17 protein-coding genes are annotated in these 20958 nt (G+C 72.7%); 5 read left to right on the top strand and 12 right to left on the bottom strand.

What is annotated here, in order from left to right; translation table 11 throughout:
* Positions 1–22 precede the first annotated feature (22 nt).
* Together AC07A6_RS11230 and rsmI are read right to left on the bottom strand one after the other, a co-directional pair.
* Complete coding sequence (locus AC07A6_RS11230; RefSeq protein WP_478776933.1) at positions 23–514, bottom strand: hypothetical protein; 492 nt, start codon at positions 512–514, stop codon at positions 23–25.
* Between the two features lie 160 nt (positions 515–674).
* Positions 675–1571, bottom strand: a complete 897-nt coding sequence (gene rsmI / locus AC07A6_RS11225; RefSeq protein WP_386271443.1) for a 16S rRNA (cytidine(1402)-2'-O)-methyltransferase — start codon at positions 1569–1571, stop codon at positions 675–677.
* Positions 1572–1638: 67 nt separating this feature from the next.
* Between rsmI and AC07A6_RS11220 the strand changes: the two genes are divergently transcribed.
* From AC07A6_RS11220 to AC07A6_RS11210, 3 genes are all read left to right on the top strand, one after another.
* Positions 1639–3405, top strand: a complete 1767-nt coding sequence (locus AC07A6_RS11220) for a dolichyl-phosphate-mannose--protein mannosyltransferase (RefSeq protein ID WP_478776932.1) — start codon at positions 1639–1641, stop codon at positions 3403–3405.
* Between the two features lie 79 nt (positions 3406–3484).
* Positions 3485–5131, top strand: coding sequence for a penicillin-binding transpeptidase domain-containing protein (locus AC07A6_RS11215; RefSeq protein WP_478776931.1), 1647 nt, complete (start codon positions 3485–3487; stop codon positions 5129–5131).
* A gap of 90 nt (positions 5132–5221) precedes the next feature.
* Positions 5222–5701 carry a YbaK/EbsC family protein gene (locus AC07A6_RS11210; RefSeq protein WP_125818511.1) on the top strand — a complete coding sequence of 160 codons (480 nt, stop codon included), beginning with the start codon at positions 5222–5224 and terminating at the stop codon, positions 5699–5701.
* A gap of 34 nt (positions 5702–5735) precedes the next feature.
* Here AC07A6_RS11210 and AC07A6_RS11205 read toward each other — a convergent pair whose 3' ends face one another.
* From AC07A6_RS11205 to AC07A6_RS11190, 4 genes are all read right to left on the bottom strand, one after another.
* Positions 5736–6917: a serine hydrolase domain-containing protein gene (locus AC07A6_RS11205; RefSeq protein ID WP_478776930.1), complete on the bottom strand. Its 1182-nt coding sequence runs from the start codon at positions 6915–6917 to the stop codon at positions 5736–5738.
* Positions 6918–7053: 136 nt separating this feature from the next.
* Positions 7054–7872 carry an energy-coupling factor ABC transporter ATP-binding protein gene (locus AC07A6_RS11200; protein WP_478776929.1) on the bottom strand — a complete coding sequence of 273 codons (819 nt, stop codon included), beginning with the start codon at positions 7870–7872 and terminating at the stop codon, positions 7054–7056.
* Positions 7860–8621 (bottom strand): cobalt ECF transporter T component CbiQ, encoded by a 762-nt coding sequence (gene cbiQ / locus AC07A6_RS11195; RefSeq protein ID WP_478776928.1) that lies wholly within the window; start codon positions 8619–8621, stop codon positions 7860–7862. The genes AC07A6_RS11200 and cbiQ overlap by 13 nt, the downstream gene beginning before the upstream one ends.
* Position 8622: 1 nt before the next feature.
* Positions 8623–9684, bottom strand: a complete 1062-nt coding sequence (locus AC07A6_RS11190; RefSeq protein WP_478776927.1) for an energy-coupling factor ABC transporter permease — start codon at positions 9682–9684, stop codon at positions 8623–8625.
* Between the two features lie 176 nt (positions 9685–9860).
* Here AC07A6_RS11190 and AC07A6_RS11185 point away from each other — a divergent pair, with 176 nt between their 5' ends.
* Positions 9861–10253: an SsgA family sporulation/cell division regulator gene (locus AC07A6_RS11185; RefSeq protein WP_362459253.1), complete on the top strand. Its 393-nt coding sequence runs from the start codon at positions 9861–9863 to the stop codon at positions 10251–10253.
* Positions 10254–10408: 155 nt separating this feature from the next.
* On the opposite strand, the gene AC07A6_RS11180 is transcribed toward AC07A6_RS11185, so the two are convergent.
* Both AC07A6_RS11180 and AC07A6_RS11175 read right to left on the bottom strand, forming a co-directional pair.
* Complete coding sequence (locus AC07A6_RS11180) at positions 10409–12619, bottom strand: MMPL family transporter (protein ID WP_362459255.1); 2211 nt, start codon at positions 12617–12619, stop codon at positions 10409–10411.
* Between the two features lie 186 nt (positions 12620–12805).
* The gene (locus tag AC07A6_RS11175) at positions 12806–13417 is read right to left on the bottom strand and encodes a TetR/AcrR family transcriptional regulator (RefSeq protein ID WP_362459258.1); all 612 of its coding nucleotides are present in this window, start codon (positions 13415–13417) and stop codon (positions 12806–12808) included.
* Positions 13418–13685: 268 nt separating this feature from the next.
* Between AC07A6_RS11175 and AC07A6_RS11170 the strand changes: the two genes are divergently transcribed.
* Complete coding sequence (locus AC07A6_RS11170) at positions 13686–16949, top strand: S41 family peptidase (RefSeq protein ID WP_478776926.1); 3264 nt, start codon at positions 13686–13688, stop codon at positions 16947–16949.
* A 196-nt stretch (positions 16950–17145) separates the two neighbouring features.
* Here AC07A6_RS11170 and AC07A6_RS11165 read toward each other — a convergent pair whose 3' ends face one another.
* The 4 genes from AC07A6_RS11165 to AC07A6_RS11150 form a co-directional block, all read right to left on the bottom strand.
* Positions 17146–17334, bottom strand: a complete 189-nt coding sequence (locus tag AC07A6_RS11165) for a hypothetical protein (protein ID WP_362459264.1) — start codon at positions 17332–17334, stop codon at positions 17146–17148.
* Positions 17335–17410: 76 nt separating this feature from the next.
* Positions 17411–18295 carry an SDR family oxidoreductase gene (locus AC07A6_RS11160; RefSeq protein ID WP_478776925.1) on the bottom strand — a complete coding sequence of 295 codons (885 nt, stop codon included), beginning with the start codon at positions 18293–18295 and terminating at the stop codon, positions 17411–17413.
* Positions 18292–19245, bottom strand: a complete 954-nt coding sequence (locus AC07A6_RS11155; protein WP_386271441.1) for an alpha/beta fold hydrolase — start codon at positions 19243–19245, stop codon at positions 18292–18294. The genes AC07A6_RS11160 and AC07A6_RS11155 overlap by 4 nt, the downstream gene beginning before the upstream one ends.
* On the bottom strand, positions 19242–20876 hold the full coding sequence (locus AC07A6_RS11150; RefSeq protein ID WP_478776924.1) for a flavin-containing monooxygenase: 1635 nt from the start codon (positions 20874–20876) through the stop codon (positions 19242–19244). The genes AC07A6_RS11155 and AC07A6_RS11150 overlap by 4 nt, the downstream gene beginning before the upstream one ends.
* Positions 20877–20958: the final 82 nt, after the last annotated feature.

Raw genomic sequence — 20958 nt, 5'->3', positions numbered from 1 at the left:
ATGACCGCCCTCGCGAGGGCTCCTACGACCGCCCGAAGAAGCGGAGGAGGCGCGACAGCGGCCCGCGGCGCCGCTCGGACGCGTCCACGGCCACCGGCCCCGGCGAGTCGTGCGACGGCGTCCGGCGCTGCTTCGGCGGGCGGGGGGCGTTCTCGCCGGCCGGTACGGGGCCGGCGATCCCGGGGGCGATGCGGTGGTGGTAGAGCCGGTCGATCGTGCCGAGCACCGTGGAGACCTGGCCCGCGCGCATGATCCGTACGACGTGTCCGCCGCAGTTGAGGCAGGTCGGGTTCGACAGCGGGGACGGGACCCGCTCGCCGTTCACCGTGTACATGATGAACGGCTCGCCCTTGCCGTCGACGTGGTGCTCTATCGCGTACGCCTGCTCCCAGCCGTAGCCGCACTTCATGCACGCGAACGAGTAAGCCTCGTGCACGGTCTGCACGCCGGAGGTGGGAACGGGTGCCGGTGCCGCGGCCGTGACGGGTACCGGGGTGTCTGCGATCTCACTCATGCCAGCTCCTCTTGTTCCACTGGTGCCATTGCCAGTGGACGCCTCTTCGGGCGGGAGCGCATCAGGCCCTGTCCAGTAATGGACGGTCCTTGGCCGAGTCATGCCCAAAGGGGCCGGTGCGCGGTCTGAGCTTTGCTTTTCAGGTTAGCTCTTTACCGACCTACGGCATCTTTTGTGTCGCGTTCTTTGCCGCGACGACCGCGTCGAAGACCTCTCGCTTGGGTACGCCGGCCTCTGCCGCGACCGCCGCGATGGCCTCCTTGCGGCGCTCGCCGGCCTCCTCGCGCACGCGCACGCGGCGCACCAGCTCCTCGTCGTCGACGTCGCCGGGCGCGGCCGCGGGGGCGCCCTCCACCACGATGGTGATCTCGCCGCGCACGCCCTCGGCCGCCCACGCGGCGAGGTCGCCGAGTCCGCCGCGCTTGACCTCCTCGTAGGTCTTGGTCAGCTCGCGGCACACGGCGGCCCGCCGGCCGGCGCCGAACACCTCGGCCATGGCCGCCAGGGTGTCGTCCAGCCGGTGCGGGGCCTCGAAGTAGACGAGGGTGCGCCGCTCGCCCTCCACCTCGCGGAGCCGGCCCAGGCGCTCGCCCGCCTTGCGCGGCAGGAAGCCCTCGAAGCAGAAGCGGTCCACCGGCAGCCCGGACAGGGCGAGCGCGGTGAGCACGGCGGACGGCCCGGGCACGGCCGTGACCTTGATGTCCTTCTCGACGGCGGCGGCGACCAGCCGGTAGCCGGGGTCGGAGACCGAGGGCATCCCGGCGTCGGTCACCAGCAGCACCCGCCGGCCGGCCTCCAGGGCCTCGACCAGTTCGGGGGTGCGGGCGGACTCGTTGCCCTCGAAGTACGACAGGACGCGCCCGGTGGTGTGCACACCGAGCCCCTGGGTCAGCCGGCGCAGCCGCCGGGTGTCCTCGGCGGCGATCACGTCGGCCCGCTCCAGCTCGGCCGCGAGCCGGGGCGGGGCGTCGGCGAGATCACCGATGGGGGTCCCGGCGAGGACGAGTACGCCGTGGGAGGAGGAGGCTTCGGCACCGCGGGGCTGTTCAGCTGTCACCGGCCCATCCTCTCATTGGGGCTCGTGGGGGCTGGGGCTCCACAGGGGCGTTCCCTACGATGATCCGGTGACCAGTACCGCGACGCCGCCGCCCAGCCCCGCGGGGGCCCCGCCCGTCCGGCCGGGCGGAGGCGACTCCGACTACGAGCCGCCCGTGTGGCTGCGCCGCCTGCGCGGGTTCGGCTACGCGCCGGCCGCACCGGTGACCGACGTCCGCACCCGCCTCGTGCCCCCGTACGCCCGGCCGTCCGCGCAGCTGTGGACGGCGCTCGGCATCCCCGAGTCCGGCCGGCGGACCTGGCAGCGGGTGATGGCCTGGGCGGGGCCGCTGCTGGTCACGCTGGTGGCGGGGGTGCTGCGGTTCACGCACCTGGGCAGCCCCAAGGCGGTGATATTCGACGAGACGTACTACGCCAAGGACGCGTGGGCCACCATCAGGCAGGGCTACGAAGCCAGCTGGCCCAAGGATGTCGACAAGTCGATCCTGGCGAATCCCGACGCGGTACCGCTCCCCCTGGATCCCGGCTACGTCGTGCACCCGCCCGTCGGCAAATGGGTGATCGGCCTCGGCGAGTGGATGTTCGGCTTCACCCCCTTCGGCTGGCGGTTCATGACGGCGCTGCTCGGCACCCTCTCGGTGCTGATGGTCTGCCGCATCGGCCGGCGGCTCTTCCGCTCCACCTTCCTCGGCTGCCTGGCGGGCGCGCTGCTGGCGGTCGACGGGCTGCACCTGGTGATGAGCCGGACCGCACTGCTCGACCTGGTCCTGATGTTCTTCGTCCTGGCGGCCTTCGGGGCGCTGGTCGTCGACCGGGACAAGGCGCGCGCCAGACTCGCCGCCGCCCTGCCCGTCGACGACGAGGGCCGCGCCCACCCCGACGTCACGGTCGCCGAGACCCTGCGGCTGGGCTGGCGCCCGTACCGGCTGCTGGCCGGCGTCTGCCTCGGCCTGGCCTTCGGCACCAAGTGGAACGGCCTCGTCGTCCTGGCCTTCTTCGGGATCCTCACCGTCCTGTGGGACGCGGCCGCGCGCCGCACCGCCGGCGCGGGCGCCCCGTACGCGGCGATGCTGCGCCGCGACGCGCTGCCCGGCTTCCTGTCGACGGTGCCGGTGGCGATCGCCGTGTACCTGGCCTCGTGGACGGGCTGGATCCTCAGCCCGGACGACGGCAAGGGCGGCTACTTCCGTGACTGGGCCGCCAAGTACGACCAGAACAGCCCGCTGTCCTTCCTCCCCGAGTGGCTGCGCAGCCTGTGGCACTACGAGACGGAGGTCTACAAGTTCCACGTGGGCCTGACCTCCGGCCACACCTACGAGTCGAACCCGTGGAGCTGGCTGGTCCTGGGCCGGCCCGTCTCCTACTTCTACGAGTCCCCCGCGCCCGGCACCGACGGCTGCCCGGCGTCCGAGGCCGGCAAGTGCGCCCGCGAGGTGCTGGCCCTCGGCACGCCGCTGCTGTGGTGGGCGGGCTGCTTCGCGCTGCTGTACGTGCTGTGGCGGTGGTTCTTCCGCCGCGACTGGCGGGCGGGCGCGATCGCGTGCGCGCTGGGCGCCGGCCTGCTGCCCTGGTTCAACTACCAGGAGCGGACCATCTTCTACTTCTACGCGGTGGTCTTCGTCCCCTACCTGTGCCTGGCGGTGGCGATGCTGGTGGGCGCCCTGCTGGGCCCGGCGGGCTCCTCGGAGCGGCGGCGCACGGTGGGCGCGATCGGCGCGGGCGTCCTCGTCCTCCTGATCATCTGGAACTTCATCTATTTCTGGCCGATCTACACCGGCCAGACCCTGCCCATGGACTCGTGGCGTGGCCGGATGTGGCTGGACACCTGGATCTGACCCATTACTGAGAGGTAAGGTCCCCTCACAGGTTCTTTGAACATGTTCAGAGAACGGGGGCTCCTGGGGAGGGGACGCAGTGAACGGGGCGGCGAAGGGTGCCATCGTCGGCGGGGTGTTCCTCGCGATGGCCGGCGGCACCGCGTACGGGGTGTACGCACTGGTCGGGGACGCCGGCAACGGCGGCGCGGGCGACCGAGGCACGAAGAGCAGCGCGGCGACCGCCGCGAAGGGGAGCGGGCCGGTCACCGAGAAGGAGGCCGCCGCCACCGCGAAGGCCTTCCTCGCCGCATGGGCGGCGGGCGACGACGCCACGGCCGCCGCGCTGACCAACAACACACAGGCCGCGCAGACCGCAGTGGCCGACTACCGGGCCAAGGCGATGGTGTCCAAGGCCGTCATCACCCCCGGCGCGGCGGAGGGCGCCTCGGTACCGTTCAAGGTCGAGGCCGAGATCAGCCACCAGGGCACGGCCAAGCCCCTCGTCTACGACTCCCGCCTGACTGTCGTGCGCGGCGTCGAGACCGGCAAGGCGCTCGTCGACTGGCAGCCCTCGGTGATCCACCCGGAGCTCCAGAAGGACGAGAAGCTGCGCGCGGGCACTCCGGCCAGCCCGCCGGTCAAGGCCGTCGACCGCAACGGCAAGGAACTGACGCCCGAGCAGTACCCGTCGCTGCGGCCGGTCCTGGACTCGCTGCGCAAGACCTACGGGGAGAAGACCGGCGGCACGCCCGGCGTCGAGCTGTGGATCGAACCGGCGGCCCAGGACGCGCCGAAGCGGAGCCTGCTGACCCTGGTGGAGGGCAAGCCGGGGCAGCTCCGGACCGTGCTGGACGCCGACGTGCAGGCGGCGGCGGAGAAGGCCGTCGCCCAGCACCCGGAGGCCTCCGTGGTAGCCGTCCAGCCGAGCACCGGCGACATCCTGGCGGTGGCGAACCACCGCAGGGACGGCTTCAACGCCGCGATGCAGGGCCGGCGGGCACCCGGCTCGACCATGAAGATCGTGACGGCGGCGATGCTGCTGGAGAAGGGTCTGGTGGCGGCCGACCGCCCGGCGGACTGCCCGCAGAGCGTCTCGTGGGACGGCAAGGTCTTCCACAACCTGAACAACTTCTCGCTCAAGGGCCAGCCCTTCTCGACCAGCTTCGCCAAGTCCTGCAACACCGCCTTCATCGGCCTGATCGACGAGGTGCACGACAACGGCGCGCTGCCGCGGACCGCCAAGGAGGCCTTCGGCATCGGGCTGGACTGGAAGACCGGCATCCCGTCCCAGGACGGCAGCGTGCCGGTGGCCTCCGGCCCGGCGGCGGCCGCGGAGTACATCGGCCAGGGCGCGATCCAGATGAACCCGCTGAACGTCGCGTCGATCACGGCGACCGCCCGGACCGGGGTGTTCCGGCAGCCGGTGCTGGTGAAGGCCTCGCTGGACGGCCGCGCCCTGGCAGCGGCCCCGCGCGCGCTGGCACCGGGGGTGTCGGCGCAGCTGGTGAAGATGATGAAGCAGGCCGCCGGCCCCGGCGGCACAGCGGCGGGCGCCATGTCCTCCGTGGGCGGCTCCGACAAGGGCGCGAAGACCGGCTCGGCGGAGGTCGACGGAGCGGCGGCCCCGGACAGCTGGTTCACGGGCTTCCGGGGCGACGTGGCAGCGGCCGCCATGGTCGAAGGCGGCGGCCACGGCGGCGACTCGGCGGGCCCCATCGTCGCCACGGTCCTGAACGCCTCCTGACGGGGGCGGGGGCCGGGGCCGGGCGCCAGGGGCCGGCGGCACCGGAGTAAACGCGTGGCCCCGGCCTCCGCCCAGCGCTAGCGTCCCGGCATGACGACCAGCACCCCGCACCCCCTCTTCGCCCGGGCCCTCACCGAGCTGGGCCTCGACCTCGACGTCCGGGCCTTCCCCGAAGGGACCCGTACGGCCGCCGACGCCGCCGCCGCGATCGGCTGCGAACTCAGCCAGATCGTGAAGTCGCTGATCTTCGCGGCGGACGGGGTCCCGGTGCTGGTCCTCATGGACGGCGCCTCCCGGGTCGACGTCGAGGCCGTCCGGCGTCAACTCGGCGCCGCGAAAGTCACCCGCGCCGACGCCGCGCTCGTCCGCGAGACCACCGGCTACGCCATCGGCGGCGTCCCGCCCTTCGGCCACCGCACCCGCACCCGGGTGCTGGCCGACCGCTCACTCCTGGAGCACGACGTGGTCTGGGCCGCCGCCGGCACCCCGCACACCGTCTTCCCCATGGCCCCGAAGGAGCTCATCGAGCACGCCGCGGCCGCGCTGGCCGACGTACGCGAAGGCGCCTGACCGCACCCGGCCGCCCCGCAACCGCCCCACGGCGTCAGAGGCAGGACCGCAGCGCCCGCACCAGCGCCTGCGCGCGCGGGTCGGCGGTGACCGACTTGGCGTGGGCGTTGGTGACGTAGCCGAAGCCGATCCCCGCCTCCGGGTCCGCGAAGGCCAGCGACCCGCCCCGCCCCGGATGGCCGAAGGAGGCCTGCGACAGCAGCGGGGACGCCGCACCGTGCAGCATGTAGCCCGGGCCGAACCGGGTGTTCACGACCAGCACCCGGTCCGGCCCGGACGCGAACTCCGTGCCGGCCAGCGCGGTGGTGGCGGGGGTGAAGATCCGCGCCCCGTCCTCCACCACGCCGATGGTCGCCCCGTAGAAGCGGGCCAGGGCGCGCGCCGTGCCGATTCCGGCGGAACCGGGGAGTTCGGCCGCCTGGTAGACGGGGTCGTTCTCGTCCGGCTGGGGGTCGATGGCCGCGAAGGCGCGCCGGGTGAGGGAGTCCGGGTCGGCGTACGCCTCGGAAACGTTTCTCCTCGGCCGGGTCTTCAGCAGCCCCGCGCTCGCCGGCGGCTCCACCGGCGCCACCCGGCCCACCCTCGGCACCTCGCTCTCCGGCAGGCCTATCCAGAAGTCCAGCCCCAGCGGCTCGGCGATCTCCTCCGCGAGGATCCCGCCGACGGTGCGGCCCGTCGCCCGCAGCACCAGCTCGGAGACCAGCCAGCTGAAGGTCTGCGCGTGGTAGCCGTGCTCGGTGCCCGGTTCCCAGAAGGCCCGCTGCGCGGCGACCGCACGCGCCCCGCTCACCCCGTCGGCGGCCTGCGCCGTGGTGAGCCCCCGGTCCAGCGCGGGCACGCCGGCCTGGTGGGCGAGGAGGTGGCGGACCAGCGTCCGGTCCTTGCCGCCGGCCTTGAACTCGGGCCAGTACGAGCCCACCGGCGCGTCCAGGTCCAGCAGTCCGCGCTGGTGCAGGAGCAGCGGGACGGCGGCGGCCACGCCCTTGGTGGCGGAGCGCACGATCGTCGCGGTGTCCTCGGTCCAGGGCCCGGCGGCGTCGCCGTCGGCGTCCTTCGTGCCGCCCCACAGGTCGACGACCTTGCGGCCGTCCCGGTACACGGCCACGGCCGCACCCCGGTCCCCGAGGACCTCGAAGTTGCGCGCGAAGGCGTCTCTGACGGGCTCGAAGCCCTCGGTCACCACACCCTGGATGTTCACGAGGAGGCCAACAACCATCGGCCGCCCCTTATGCCGCCGACGGCGCGCGTCCGGTGCCCGGACCACGGCCCCACACACCGCCGGCTAATGCCACATCGTCACGCCGTGACATTAGCCGCCCGTGTCGATCGCCTCGCCGCCGGGCTGCGCCGCCCTACGCCGCCGCCACCGATCGCGGGTCGAAGCCGAACGGCAGCTCCAGCCGGTGCTCCCGCATCAGCGCGTCGTCGCACAGCAGGTCGCTGGTGCGGCCGTCGGCGGCGATGACGCCCTCGCTCAGGATCACCGAGCGCGGGCAGAGCTCCAGCGCGTACGGCAGGTCGTGGGTCACCATCAGCACCGTCACGTCCAGTGAGCGCAGGATGTCGGCGAGCTCGCGCCGCGAGGCCGGGTCCAGGTTGGAGGAGGGCTCGTCCAGGACGAGGATCTCCGGCCGCATCGCCAGTACGGTCGCCACCGCCACCCGCCGGCGCTGGCCGAAGGACAGGTGGTGCGGGGGCCGGTCGGCGAAGCCGGCCATGCCGACCAGTTCGAGCGCCTCGCGGACCCGCTCCTCCAGTTCGGCGCCCCGCAGGCCGGCCGCCGCCGGGCCGAAGGCCACGTCCTCCCGCACGGTCGGCATGAACAGCTGGTCGTCGGGGTCCTGGAAGACGATGCCCACCCGGCGCCGGATCTCGGCGAGGTTCCGCTTCTCCACGGGCAGCCCGGCCACGCTGACCGAGCCGACCCCGCCGCCGAGGATGCCGTTGAGGTGCAGCACGAGGGTGGTCTTCCCCGCGCCGTTGGGGCCGAGCAGCGCGACCCGCTCCCCGCGTCCGACGGTGAGGTCGACCCCGAAAAGGGCCTGGTGCCCGTCGGGGTAGGCGTAGGCGACCCCGGACACCTCCAGGGAGGGCGCCGAGGAGGCCGAGGAGGAAGAGGAAGCGGAGGCGGAGGCGGAGGCGGAGGCGGAAGGAGACGTCACAGCGTCCATCCCATCAGACAGACGGCGAGCGCCGTCACGGGGAGCACGGCCGAGTACGCCCACTGGGCGCGGGTGGCCGTGACGTCGTCGATGACCGGCATGGAACCGGCGTAGCCGCGGCTGACCATGGCGAGGTACACCCGCTCGCCGCGTTCGTAGGAGCGGATGAAGAGGGCGCCGGCCGTCTTGGCGAGCACCCCCCAGTGCCGGACGCCGCGCGCCTCGAACCCGCGCGAGCGGCGGGCGATGGACATGCGGCGCAGCTCGTCGGTGATGACGTCGCCGTACCGGATCATGAAGGAGGCGATCTGGACGAGCAGCGGCGGCAGCTTCAGCCGCTGGAGCCCGAGCAGCAGGGCGCGCAGTTCGGTGGTGGAGGCGAGCAGTACGGAGGCGGCCACGCCGAGGGTGCCCTTGGCCAGGACGTTCCAGGCGCCCCAGAGGCCGGAGACGCTCAGGGACATGCCGAGCACCTCCACCCGTTCGCCCTGGGACACGAAGGGCATGAGCACGGCGAAGAGTACGAACGGCACCTCGATCAGCATCCGCCGCAGCATGAAGCCCGCGGGGATCCGGGCCGCCGCCGCGACGGCGGCGATGAGGACCGCGTACCCGGCGAAGGCCCACATGGCCTCGCGCGGGGTGGACACGACGACGACCACGAACGCGAACGTCGCGGCGATCTTGCAGTGCGGCGGCAGCTCGTGCACGGGCGAGTGCCCGTGCCGGTAGAGCTTGTGCGCGTGGCCGGCCCCCATGTCAGCCGGCCGTCGGGGCGGCCGTGGACGTCGCGGTCAGGTCCTGGGCGCGGCGGCGGCGAACGGCCCAGAACACGCCGGTGCCGACGGCGACGGTCGCGCCGACGCCGATGACGCCCGCGAGGCCGCCGGACAGCCGGGCGTCGGAGACGTCCTTGACGCTGTAGTCGGCGAGCGGCGAGTCCGCGGCGGCGTGTTCCTCGACCTTGGTGTCGATGCCCTTGTCGGCGGCGACCTTCTCCAGGCCGTCGGGGCTGGCGGAGGCGTAGAAGGAGACGAAGCCGGCCAGGACGAGGGCGGTGGCCAGGCCGGCCAGCCAGAGCTTGCGGGTGGAGCGGGCGGCGGCCGGCACCGGGGTGGCGGCGGGTGCGGGGGCGTCGACCAGTTCGCCGCCGACGCGCAGCTTGAGCGGGGTGGTCAGTCGGCGCGCGCCGTGCACCAGGTCGGGGCGTACGGCGATCACGGCGCCGACGGTCGCGGCGGTGATGGCCGCCTCGCCGATGCCGATGAGGACGTGGACGCCGACCATGGCGGTGACGACCTTGCCGATCGGGACGTCGGTGGTGCCGCCAAGGGCGTAGAGGAGGGTGAAGGCTGCGGCCGCGGCGGGCACGGAGAGCAGTGCTCCGGCGAAGGCGGCGACGGTGACCGAGCGGCGGCCGGCGGGCAGCAGCTTGAGGAGGCCGCGGAAGACGGCGTAGGCGACGACCACGGTCACCACGGCCATGTTGAGGACGTTGACGCCGAGCGCGGTCAGGCCGCCGTCGGCGAAGAGGATGCCCTGCATCAGCAGGACGACGGACACGCAGAGCACGCCGGTGTACGGGCCGACGAGTATGGCGGCGAGCGCACCTCCGAGGAGGTGGCCGCTGGTGCCGGCGGCGACCGGGAAGTTCAGCATCTGCACGGCGAAGATGAAGGCGGCGACGAGGCCGGCCAGCGGGGCGGTGCGCTCGTCGAGCTCGCGGCGGGCGCCGCGCAGGCTGACCGCGACAGCGGCGGCGGCCGCTACTCCTGCGGCCACCGAGACGGGTGTGTTGATGAATCCGTCGGGCACATGCATGGAGTAGCTCCGCATCCTCTTTCTCGCACAAGTCTTTAACCGTTCAAGAGTAGTGCCCAGTTGCAAACCGTTGGCAAGAGCAGCGAGGTCACAAATAGATCCGTGCGGTTTCGTCGGAATGTGCGAGGCTGGACGGACAAACGGACGTAAATGTTCCGATTAGAGGAGTCTTGTCGATGTCAGCCACCGCCGAGAATCCAGCAGCCACCGCCACCGCGACCGCCGTCGAAGAGCGGGTGCGCGCCCGCGTGATCACCGACGACCCCCTCTACCGGGCCATTCCGGTGGCCCTGCGCTTCACCCCCGCCGAGCCGCTGGCCGTGCGCGTCGTCTTCCCCGCCGAGCTGTCCCCCGAGGACACCGACAACGAGTGGGTGTTCCCCCTGGCCCTCTTGGAGGCCGGCCTGCTGGCCCCGTCCGGGAGCGGGGACGTACGCGTCTGGCCGTGCGGGCGCGTGCAGGCGGTACTGGAGTTCCACTCTCCCGAGGGAGTCGCCGTCCTCCAGTTCGACAGCGCCGCGCTGCGCCGCTTCCTGCGCCGCACGTACGCCACCACCCGGACGGCGTAGCGGAACGCCACCGGCCCCGCACCTGGGGTTCCAGGTGCGGGGCCGGCGTTCGACAGGTGTGACTTTCCGGGCCCGATGTTGACCCGGAGTGTTGACCCCGGGTGGCAGCCCAGGCGGACCAGGGGGCCCGGGCCGCCACGGCCCTCGCGTGCGGCTCAGGCGTTGACGAGCTCGCGCTGCTTGTCGGGGTCCTCCGGCGAACCGGCGTCGGCACCGGACTCACCCAGGTGCTTGCGCAGGCTCTCGCCCTCCACGTCCACGTTGGGCAGGATCCGGTCGAGCCACTTCGGCAGCCACCAGGCCTTGTGGCCGAGCAGCGCCAGCACCGCCGGCACGATGGCCATGCGGACCACGAAGGCGTCGAAGAGGACGGCGACGGCCAGGCCGAAGCCGATCATCTTCACCATCGAGTCGCTGGCGCCGAGGAAGCCGGAGAACACGGCGATCATGATGACGGCGGCGGCCACGACCACGCGGGCGCTGTACTGGAAGCCGGTCACCACGGCCTGGCCCGGCCGCTCGCCGTGGACGTACGCCTCACGCATGCGGGTGACCAGGAAGACCTCGTAGTCCATGGCCAGGCCGAAGACCACGCCCACCATGAAGATCGGCATCATCGACATGATCGGACCGGTCTGCTCCACGCCGAAGAGCGAGCCGAGCCAGCCCCACTGGAAGACCGCGACGACCGCGCCGAGGGCCGCGACCACCGACAGCAGGAAGCCGAGCGCCGCCTTGAGCGGGACCAGGATGGAGCGGAAGACCAGCATCAGCAGCAGGAAGGCGAGGCCGACGACGAGCGCCAGGTAGGGCAGCAGCGCGTCGTTCATCTTCTGCGAGAAGTCGATGTTCATCGCGGTCTGGCCGCTGACGAACACGTCCTTGCCGTTGCCCTCGCGGATCTTGTGGACCAGGTCCTCGGTCTCGGTGGAGGACGGCCGGTCCTTCGGGATCACGCTGACGATCGCGGCGTCCTTGGCCTCGTTCTGGAGCGGGGGCATCACTGCCGCCACCCCGTCCAGGCCCTTGATCCGGTCGGCGGTGCGGTCGGCCAGCGCCTTGTCGCCGTCGACGACCACCATCAGCGGACCGTTGAAGCCGGGGCCGAAGCCCTCGGAGAGCATGTCGTACGCCTTGCGCTGGCTGGTGGACACCGGCTTGGAGCCGTCGTCCGGCAGGCCCATCTCCAGCTTGGTCGCCGGGATCGCGATCGCGCCGAGGCCGATCACACCGGCCAGCAGCACCACGACCGGGCGGCGCAGCACGAAGCGCGCCCAGCGGGTGCCGCCGTTGGCCTTGGGCTCGGCGCCGGCCGGGCGGCCCTTGCCGAACAGCTTGCTCTTCTGGCCGGCGGGCAGCACCTTCTTGCCCGCGAAGCCGAGGATCGCGGGGACGAGCGTCAGGGCGACGAGTACCGCGATGACCACCGTTCCGGCGGCGGCGACACCCATCTTCGTCAGCATCGGGATGTTGACGACGGCCAGGCCCACCAGGGCGATGACCACGGTCAGACCGGCGAAGACCACGGCGGAGCCGGCGGTTCCGGCGGCGCGGCCGGCGGCCTCGTCGCGCTCGCGGCCCTCGGCGAGCTCCGCGCGGTAGCGGGAGACGATGAAGAGCGCGTAGTCGATGCCGACCGCGAGGCCGATCATCATCGCGAGGGTGGAGGTGGTGGAGCCGAGGTCCAGGACGTTGGCGAGCGCGGTGATCGAGGACACGCCGATGCCGACGCCGATCAGCGCGGTCAGCAGCGGCAGCCCGGCGGCGACCAGCGAGCCGAAGGTGATGACGAGGACGATGCCGGCGACCAGGATGCCGATGGCCTCACCGGAGCCCGTCTCCGGGGCCTCCATCAGCGCGTCGCCGCCGATCTCCACCTGGAGGCCGGCCTTCTGGGCCGCGTGGCCCGAGTCCTTGAGCGCCTCCCGGGTGTCGTCCTTCAGCTCCATGCCGCTGACCTTGTACTTCACGCTGACGTAGGTGGTGGAGCCGTCCTGGCTCACCGCCTGCGTCTGGTACGGGTCGTCGACGGTGGCGATCTGCGCGGCGCCGTCGCCGCTCTTCAGGCCGGAGATGAGCTTCTCGACCTCGGCCTTGGGGCCCGGGTCGGTGACCTTGGCGCCGGCCGGGGCCTTGACGACGATGCGGGCGGTCGCGCCGTCGGCGGACATGCCCGGGAACTTCTCGTCCAGCAGGTCGAAGGCCTTCTGGGCCTCCGTGCCGGGTATCGAGAACGAGCCGGAGGTGGGCGCGGAGGCCGTCGCGGCGCCGAAGCCCGCGGCGACGAGCAGCGCCACCCATACGAGGGCGACCAGGCCGCGGCGCCTGAAGGCACCGCGGCCGAGCCGGTAGAGGAAGGTGGCCACGTCGTGGTTCTCCCGTTTCAGGTCGTGGGATGGATCCGGGACGGATCTGGGCGTGTAAAGCCGGCCCGACGACGAGAGCGGCGTGTCAGGAGCAGCAGGAAGGACGTTCTGTACTTCTGGGGAGCTGTGCTTCGCGCGTTCGTGCGGCCGGGGAGCCGGCCGCGGGCGAAGCACCCGGGCGGGACGTCAGACGCCGAGGGCGGGGAAGACCACGGCGTCGATGAACTGGCCGAGGAAAGCCCGGTCGACGGACCGGTCCTCGATCAGCGGCAGTGCGATGAACGCCCCGATGAGCATGTGCGGCACGAAGTCCAGGGCCGGGCAGTCCGGCCGGATCTCGCCCCGCTCGACGGCGCGCCGCAGCATCGCCTGGAGACCGTTGATCTCCGGGTCGACCAGCAGGTCGCGCAGTGCCCGGTGCAGCTCCGGGCTCTCGTGGACGGCATGGGCCAGGCCCCGCATCAGTGCGGTGTCCTTGGCCATCTGCGCGTCGTCGGAGCGCTCGACCATCATTGCGAAGTCCCCGCGCAGGGTGCCCGTGTCGATCTCCCGGAGGGAGACCGGCTGGGTACATCGCAGGGCCTTGGCGACCAGCTCCGGCTTGCTCCCCCACTGGCGGTAGAGGGTGGCCTTGCTGGACTTCGTACGGGCGGCGACGGCGTCCATGGTCAGTGCCTCGTAGCCGACCTCGCGCAGGAGGTCGAGGACCGCCCCGTGGAGTTCGGCTTCCCGTTCGGGGGTGATCCGGCTGCGGCGGGCCGACGACATGACGTCGGTCACCCGGCAACTCGCCTTCATCGCGGCCTCCTCCGAACGAAACGGTTCCGTACTCCTCAGAGCCTACCGGTCCGACTAACGAAACGAAACCGTTCCGTTTCGCTAGCGGGGTGGCGTGGGTCACGCCACGAACGCGAGTCGCGCGGCGCGGATCACGCAGCGCGGGTCGCTCAGCGCGAGTCGCGCGGCGCGGGTCAGCCCCCGTCCCCCTCCGCGCGTCACCCAAACGGGCGCCACACGGTCACCTGTACGAGTTGCCGGGCCCCTCCGGCGCGGAAAGCATTGGGGGGTGAGTCACGACGTCGCGTACCTCCGCTTCCCGCACCTCCACGACGACCTGCTGTGTTTCGCCACCGAAGACGACCTCTGGGTCGCCCCCCTGGTCCCCGAGGGCCAGACCCCCGGCCGCGCCTGGCGCATCACCGTCGACCGCACCCGGGTCGGCCACCCGCGCTTCTCCCCCGACGGACGGCACATCGCCTTCACCACCTGGCGCAGCCTCGACCCGGAGATCCACCTCGCCCCCGTCGACGGCGGCCCCGCCCGCCGGCTCAGCCACTGGGGCTCCACCGACACCCGGGTCTGCGGCTGGGACCCGGACGGCAACATCCTGGCCGTCTCCTCCCACGGGCAGCCCTTCTCCTACTACTCCTGGGCCTACAAGCTGCCCACCGACGGCAGCCCCGGCGGCCGCCTCCCCTGGGGCCCGGTCTCCGACATCCAGGTCGCCGACGTCGACGGCGAGCACCGCAGCCTGCTGCTGACCGGCAAGCCCCCGCACGAGCCCGCCGCCTGGAAGCGGTACCGGGGCGGCGCCACCGGCCGGCTCTGGCTGCACGGGCAGCGGCTCCTGGAGGACATCGAGGGACACCTCGAATCCCCGATGTTCGTCGACGGCCGGATCGCCTTCCTCTCCGACCACGAGGGCATCGGCAACCTCTACTCCTGCCTGCCCGACGGCACCGGCCTGCGCCGCCACACCGACCACGACGAGTTCTACGCCCGGCACGCCTCCAGCGACGGCTCCCGCGTGGTCTACCAGTGCGCGGGCGACATCTGGCTCGTCGACTCCCTCGCCGAGGGGACCTCGCCGCGCAAGCTGCCGGTCCGCCTCGGCGGCCCGCGCGCGGGGCGGCGTACGTACCAGGTGCCGGCCGCCAGCAACGTCGACTCGCTGTCCGTGGACACCACCGGCCGGGCCAGCGCCGTCGTCGTGCGCGGCAGCCTGTACTGGCTCACCCACCGCGACGGCCCGGCCCGCACCATCGCCGACACCCCCGGCGTACGGGTACGGCTGCCCGAGATGCTCGGCAGCGGCGGGCAGGTCGCGTACGTCACCGACGCCGAGGGCGAGGACGCGATCGAGATCGCCTACCTGCCGCGCGCCTCCGGCGACCGCGAGCCGCGCCGGCTGGCCTCGGGCGAGCTGGGCCGCGTCACCGAACTGCTGTCGGACCCCGACGGGGAACGGCTCGCCATCGCCTCCCACGACGGGCGGCTGCTGCTGCTCGACGCGACGGAGGAGTCCAACGGCGAGGTCACCGAACTCATCCGGTCCATCAACGGCCCCGTCACCGACCTCGCCTTCTCCCCCGACGGCTGCTGGCTGACCTGGTCGCACCCCGGCATCGGACGCTCCCTGCGGCAGATCAAGATGGCGAAGATCTCCGGTCCCGGCGCGCGCGTCGTCGTCGACGTCACCAACGGCCGCTTCGAGGACGAGAACCCGGTCTTCACGCGGGACGGCCGCTACCTCGCCTTCCTGTCCTGGCGCGGCTTCGACCCGGTGTACGACGTCCACACCGGCGACCTTTCCTTCCCGCTGGGCTGCCGCCCCTACCTGGTGCCGCTGTCCTCGGCCACCCCCTCCCCCTTCGCCTTCTCCCCCGACGGCCGGCCCGCCGCCGGCGGACTCGACCCCGTCGAGGGCGAACCGGGCGAGGGCGACGGCACCGTCACGGTGGAGGTGGAGGGCCTGGAGAGCCGGGTCACGCCCTTCCCCGTCTCCGCGTCGAAGTACTCGGCCCTCCACCCGGTGCACGGCGGCGGACTGGTCTGGCTGCGCTGGCCCATCTCGGGCGCGCTCGGCGAGACCTTCGCCAACCCGGCCGACACCAGCGGCAAGCCGACACTCGAACACTTCGACATGACCAAGGCCCGCAAGACGGAACTGGCGTCGGGGCTGGACTGGTTCGCGGTCAGCGGCGACGGCACCCGGCTCGTCGTCAACGACGACGGTGACCTGCGCGCCGTGCCGGCCACCGAATCGGGTGACGGCGACTCCACCGTCTACCTCGACCTGCGGCGCATCCTGCACGAGGTGGACCCGGCGGCCGAGTGGCGCCAGGCCTTCGAGGAGGCCGGCCGGCTCATCCGGGCGTACTTCTGGGAGCCGAAGATGTGCGGCATCGACTGGGACGGCGTGCTGCGCCAGTACCGGCCGCTCGTCGAACGCGTCGCCTCCCCCGACGAGTTCGCCGACCTGCTGCGCGAGGTCCTCGGCGAACTCGGCACCTCGCACGCCTACGTCTCCCCCGCCCGCCGCAACGAGGGCCCGCCCCACTACCAGCGGGCCATCGGGCTGCTCGGCGCCAACCTCGTGCACCGGGAGGAGGGCTGGGTGGTCAAGCGGATCCTGCCCGGCGAGTCCTCCGACTCCAAGGCCCGCTCCCCGCTCGCGGGCACCGGCATCCGCGACGGCGCGGTCCTCACCCACGTCGACGGCCGGCCCGTGGACCCCGTCGCCGGCCCCTACCCGCTGCTGTCGGCGGCCGGCGGCACCACCGTCGAACTCACCTTCCAGCCCGCCGAGGGCGAGGGCCGGGCCCGGCGCGTCGCGGTCGTACCGCTGATCGACGAACGTCCGCTGCGCTACCAGGACTGGGTCTCCAAGCGCCGCGCCGTGGTCCGCGAGGTCAGCGGCGGCCGCTGCGGCTACCTGCACATCCCCGACATGGGCGGCTCCGGCTGGGCGCAGTTCAACCGCGACCTGCGCATGGAGATGTCCCGGCCCGCCCTGATCGTGGACGTACGCGGCAACGCGGGCGGGCACATCAGTGAACTCGTCGTGGAGAAACTCACCCGTTCGATCCTCGGCTGGGACCTGACGCGCAACGCGCAGCCGGTCTCGTACGCCTCGAACGCGCCCCGCGGCCCGATCGTGGCGCTGGCCGACGAGGCGACCTCCTCCGACGGGGACATGATCACCGCCGCGTTCAAACTGCTGGGCCTGGGCCCGGTGGTGGGCCAGCGCACCTGGGGCGGGGTGGTCGGGATGACCGGCCGGCACACCCTGGGCGACGGGACGGTGATCACCGTGCCGATGAACGCCGCCTGGTTCCCGGAGTACGGCTGGTCGGTGGAGAACCACGGCGTGGAGCCGGACCTCGCGATCCTGCGCACCCCGCTCGACTGGGCGGAGGGGCGGCACGCACAGCTGGACGACGCCGTGCACCTGGCGCTGGAGCTGCTGGAGCAGGACCCGGCGGCCGTGCCGCCCGGCTACACCGACGTACCGGACCGCCGGCGTCCGAAGCTGCCGCCGCGGGAGTAGCGGCAGGCGTACGGGCGGCGGTGCACGCGGAAGGGGCGCGGTCCGGCGGACCGCGCCCCTCGGCGCTGTGTGCGACGGCGCCGTGTGCGTCGGCGCCGGGTGTGTCAGGGCCTGGTAGCAGTCAGGCCCGAAGGTTCGTTCCGGTTCATTCCGGTTCATTCCGGTTCGTTCCGGTGGGTCCGGTCGCTCCCGGACCTCAGGTCCGGTCGTCGAGCTCGTCCCTGATGTCGTCGATCGGCTGCTGGGACTTGGACCGCATGTCCTTCTTCTGCTGCTTCGCCTTCGCGGTGCGCTCGGACATCTCGTCCTTGGCGCCCTGCTTGGCCTGTTCGGCACGTTCCTTGATCTCGTTGGCCTTGTCCTGGAACTGGTCCTTGATACCCATGCTTCTCACTCCGTACGGGGTGTCGGTGGTTGGGCCTCGACCAGACTGACATGCAGCGACAAAGCACGCATTTCGATCAGAGGTGGGCCGATCGCTCCTGTTCGTCGGCCGCCCCGCCGGCCCCCACGAGCCCCCTGGGGACCTCGGCGAGCCTCGGTTCGAAGCGCTTCATCTCGCGTTTCCCGCCCGCCGCGATGACCGCCGGCAGGTAGCCGCGGACGCCCTGCATGCCGCGCAGCCACCACTGCGCGTACACGTGCGCCGAGCGCCGTTCGATGCCGGCCACGATCCGGTCGACCGCCGGACCCAGCGGGTAGGTGCGGTTGGCGGGCCAGGGCAGCCGCCCGCGCAGCTCGCGCATGACCTCGTCCTGGTCGGCGCCGCGCACCATGTCGGTGTCGGTCCAGGAGAGGTAGCCGACGCCGACCTTGACGCCCTTGTAGCCGACTTCGGCGCGCAGGCAGTGCGCGAAGGCCTCGACGCCCGACTTGGAGGCGCAGTACGCGGTCATCATCGGCGCCGGGGTGATCGCGGCGAGCGAGGCGATCTGCAGGAAGTAGCCGCGGCTCTCCATGAGGACGGGCAGGAAGGCGCGGGCGGTGACCGCCCCGCCGATCAGGTTGACCTCGATGACGCGGCGCCAGGCCTCGGGGTCGGAGTCCCCGAGCGGACCGCCGGCCGCGACGCCCGCGTTGGCGACGACGATGTCGACTTTTCCGAAGCGCTCCTTGACCTCCCGCGCGACCCGGGCCATGGCCACGTGGTCGGTGACGTCGGCGTGCCAGTGGTCGCTGTCGGTGTGCAGCCGCCCGGAGACCTCCTTGAGCGCCTCCGGCTCCAGGCCCACCAGAGCGATCCTGGCGCCGCGCGCGGACAGCTTGCGGGCGAGCAGTTCGCCGACCCCGCGGGCGGCGCCGGTGACGACGGCGACCTGGCCTTCCAGACTCCTGCGAGCGCTCACGCGGTTTTCTCCTTCTCTGCGTCGGATGCGGCGGATGCGGCTGACGTGGCGGGGAGGTAGCGGCCCGTCAGTTCGCGGACGGCGCGGGTGACGGCCTCGGGGGCCTCGACGGGGGTCATGTGCCCCATGCCGGTGAGTTCGGTCAGGCCCACGCAGTTCGGCAGCGCCACCGCCAGCCGCCGGGCGTGCACGACCGGGGTGAGCCGGTCGTCCCGGCCGGCGACGACGGCGGTCGGCACGGTCAGCCGGGCCAGTTCGGCGTCGAGGTCCAGCCCCGCCAGCACCTCGGACCAGGCGTGGCGCACCCCCGCCGGGCAGGCGTGCACGATGCGGGCGCAGGCCTCCACCCGGTCCGGCGCGGATCCGGGGCCCATGGTGGCGTACTTGAGCACCGCGCGGGCCACGGGCGTGACGGGCCCGAGGGGGGCGCGTGAGCCGAGCACGGCGCGGGTCGTACGGGTCCTCGCGCGCCCGGCGCGCAGCGGCAGCACGGTCGCCTCCGCGACCAGCCGCGAGCTGCCGGTGCTGCACAGCAGGGCGGCCGCGGCGTGCTCGGCGAACTCGGGGCGTCCGGCGGCGGCCATGACGGTCATGCCACCCATCGAGTGCCCGGCGACCACGGCACGTTCGCCGGGGGCGAGGGTCGCCTTCAGCACGGCGGCCAGGTCGTCGGCGAGGGCGGTGGTGCCGTAGGCGGCGGCCGCCGGGCTGCGGCCGTGGCCACGCTGGTCGTAGGCGACGACCCGGTGGTCGCGGGCCAGGTCACGGATCTGCGCCGCCCAGAAGGCGGTGGAGCAGGTCCAGCCGTGGGAGAGCACGACGGCCGGGGCCCCTTCCGCGCCGTGCACCTCCACGTGCAGCCGGGACCCGTCGGCGGATACGGCGACCAGCTCGCGGGCCGCGGCCGGGGGCGCGTACCGGCCGGCGGTGACGTGCCCGGGCCGGCTCACGCGGCCCCCTCCTCGGCGGGGGCGGCCGCGGAGCCCGACGGAGCGGCCGTCGCCGCGGCGGGGGCGGCAGCGGCGGCGGGGGCCGGGACCCGGCCGCGCTCGCGGTCCCGTACGCGTACGACCTCGTACTCGGCCAGGTCGACCGTCAACGTGGCGCGCCGGAACTCACCCGTCGTACCCGGCCACACGGTGGTGTTGCGGCCCTGGGCGTCCAGGTACCAGCTGGTGCAGCCGCCGGTGTTCCACACCGTCCGCTCCATCCGCGCCTGGACGTTCCGGTTCCACTGGTTGACGGCGGACGGCCGGGCCGCGAGCGCGGTGCGCCCGCCCAGGCTGCCGCCGTCGAGGAGGGTGAGCTGGCGGAGGTAGTCCGCCATGTAGTTCAGCTGGGACTCGATCATCAGGATCATCGAGCTGTTCCCGAGGCCGGTGTTCGGTCCGATGATCGTCATCCAGTTGGGGAAGCCGGCCGCGGTCGCCCCGCGCAGCGCCTGCATCCCGTCCTTCCACGCGTCCGCGAGGGTCTGCCCGTCGGCGCCCACCACCCGTTCGGCGATCGGCATGTCCGTGACGTGGAAGCCGGTGCCGAAGATGATCGCGTCTACCTCGGTCTCGGTCCCGTCGGCGGCGACGAGCACCGAGCCCCTGATCTCCTTGAGCCCCGAGGCGACCACGTCCACGTCGGGCCGGGCCAGCGCCGGGTAGTACTCGCTGGAGAGCAGGATCCGCTTGCAGCCGATCCGGTACGAGGGCGTGAGCCTGGCCCGCAGCTGCGGGTCCTTGATGGAGCGCGCCATGTTGGCCTTGGCCAGGGATTCGATCAGCCCGAGCTGGTTGGGCCGCTTGGTGAACGCGCTGACCTGGAGCTCGCGGATCCCCCACAGCAGCCCGCGGCGGGCCGACTGGGTGAAGGGGAGCTGCCGGTGCAGCCAGCGCTCGACGGTGCTGATGGCGCGGTCGGTGCGCGGCATGACCCACGGCGGGGTCCGCTGGAAGAGCGTCAGGCGGGCCGTCCGGGGGGCGATGGCCGGCACGATCTGGATCGCGGAGGCGCCCGTACCGATCACGGCGACGCGCTTGCCGCTCAGGTCGTAGTCGTGGTCCCAGCGGGCGGAGTGGAAGACCTTGCCGGGGAACTCGGCGAGCCCGGGGATCTCGGGCGTCTTCGGGTCGGACAGCGGTCCGGTCGCCGACACCACGACGTCGGCGGTCAGGGAGCCCGCCGAGGTCTCGATCTCCCAGCGCAGCTCCCGCTCGTCCCAGCGCATCATCAGGACCTCGTGGCCGAGCCGGATGTGCGGGCGCAGCCCGAAGGTGTCGGCGACGCGCTCCAGGTAGGCGCGGATGGCGGGCTGCCCGGAGAAGGTCCGCGGCCAGTCGGGGTTGGGAGCGAAGGAGAAGGAGTACAGGTGGGAGGGCACGTCGCAGGCGCACCCGGGGTAGCTGTTGTCGCGCCAGGTGCCGCCGACGGAGTCGGCCCGTTCCAGGACGACGAAGTCCGTGATCCCCTCGCGCCGCAGCCGGACGGCCGCGCCGAGCCCGCCGAAGCCGGACCCGACCACCGCCACCCGTACGTGCTCGCGCGCGCCCTTGCCGACCTTCCTGCCCTTGCCGACCGTGCTGCCGCCCATGCCCGCCGCCTTCCGCACCGCAATCCGAACCGCAACGTTGCCAGCAATCACTGGCACAATCGGGAGGGTAGAGCAGCTCCGT

It is taken from the genome of Streptomyces sp. NPDC044002 (assembly GCF_056434525.1).
This window is presented reverse-complemented; position numbering and strand designations above follow the sequence as displayed.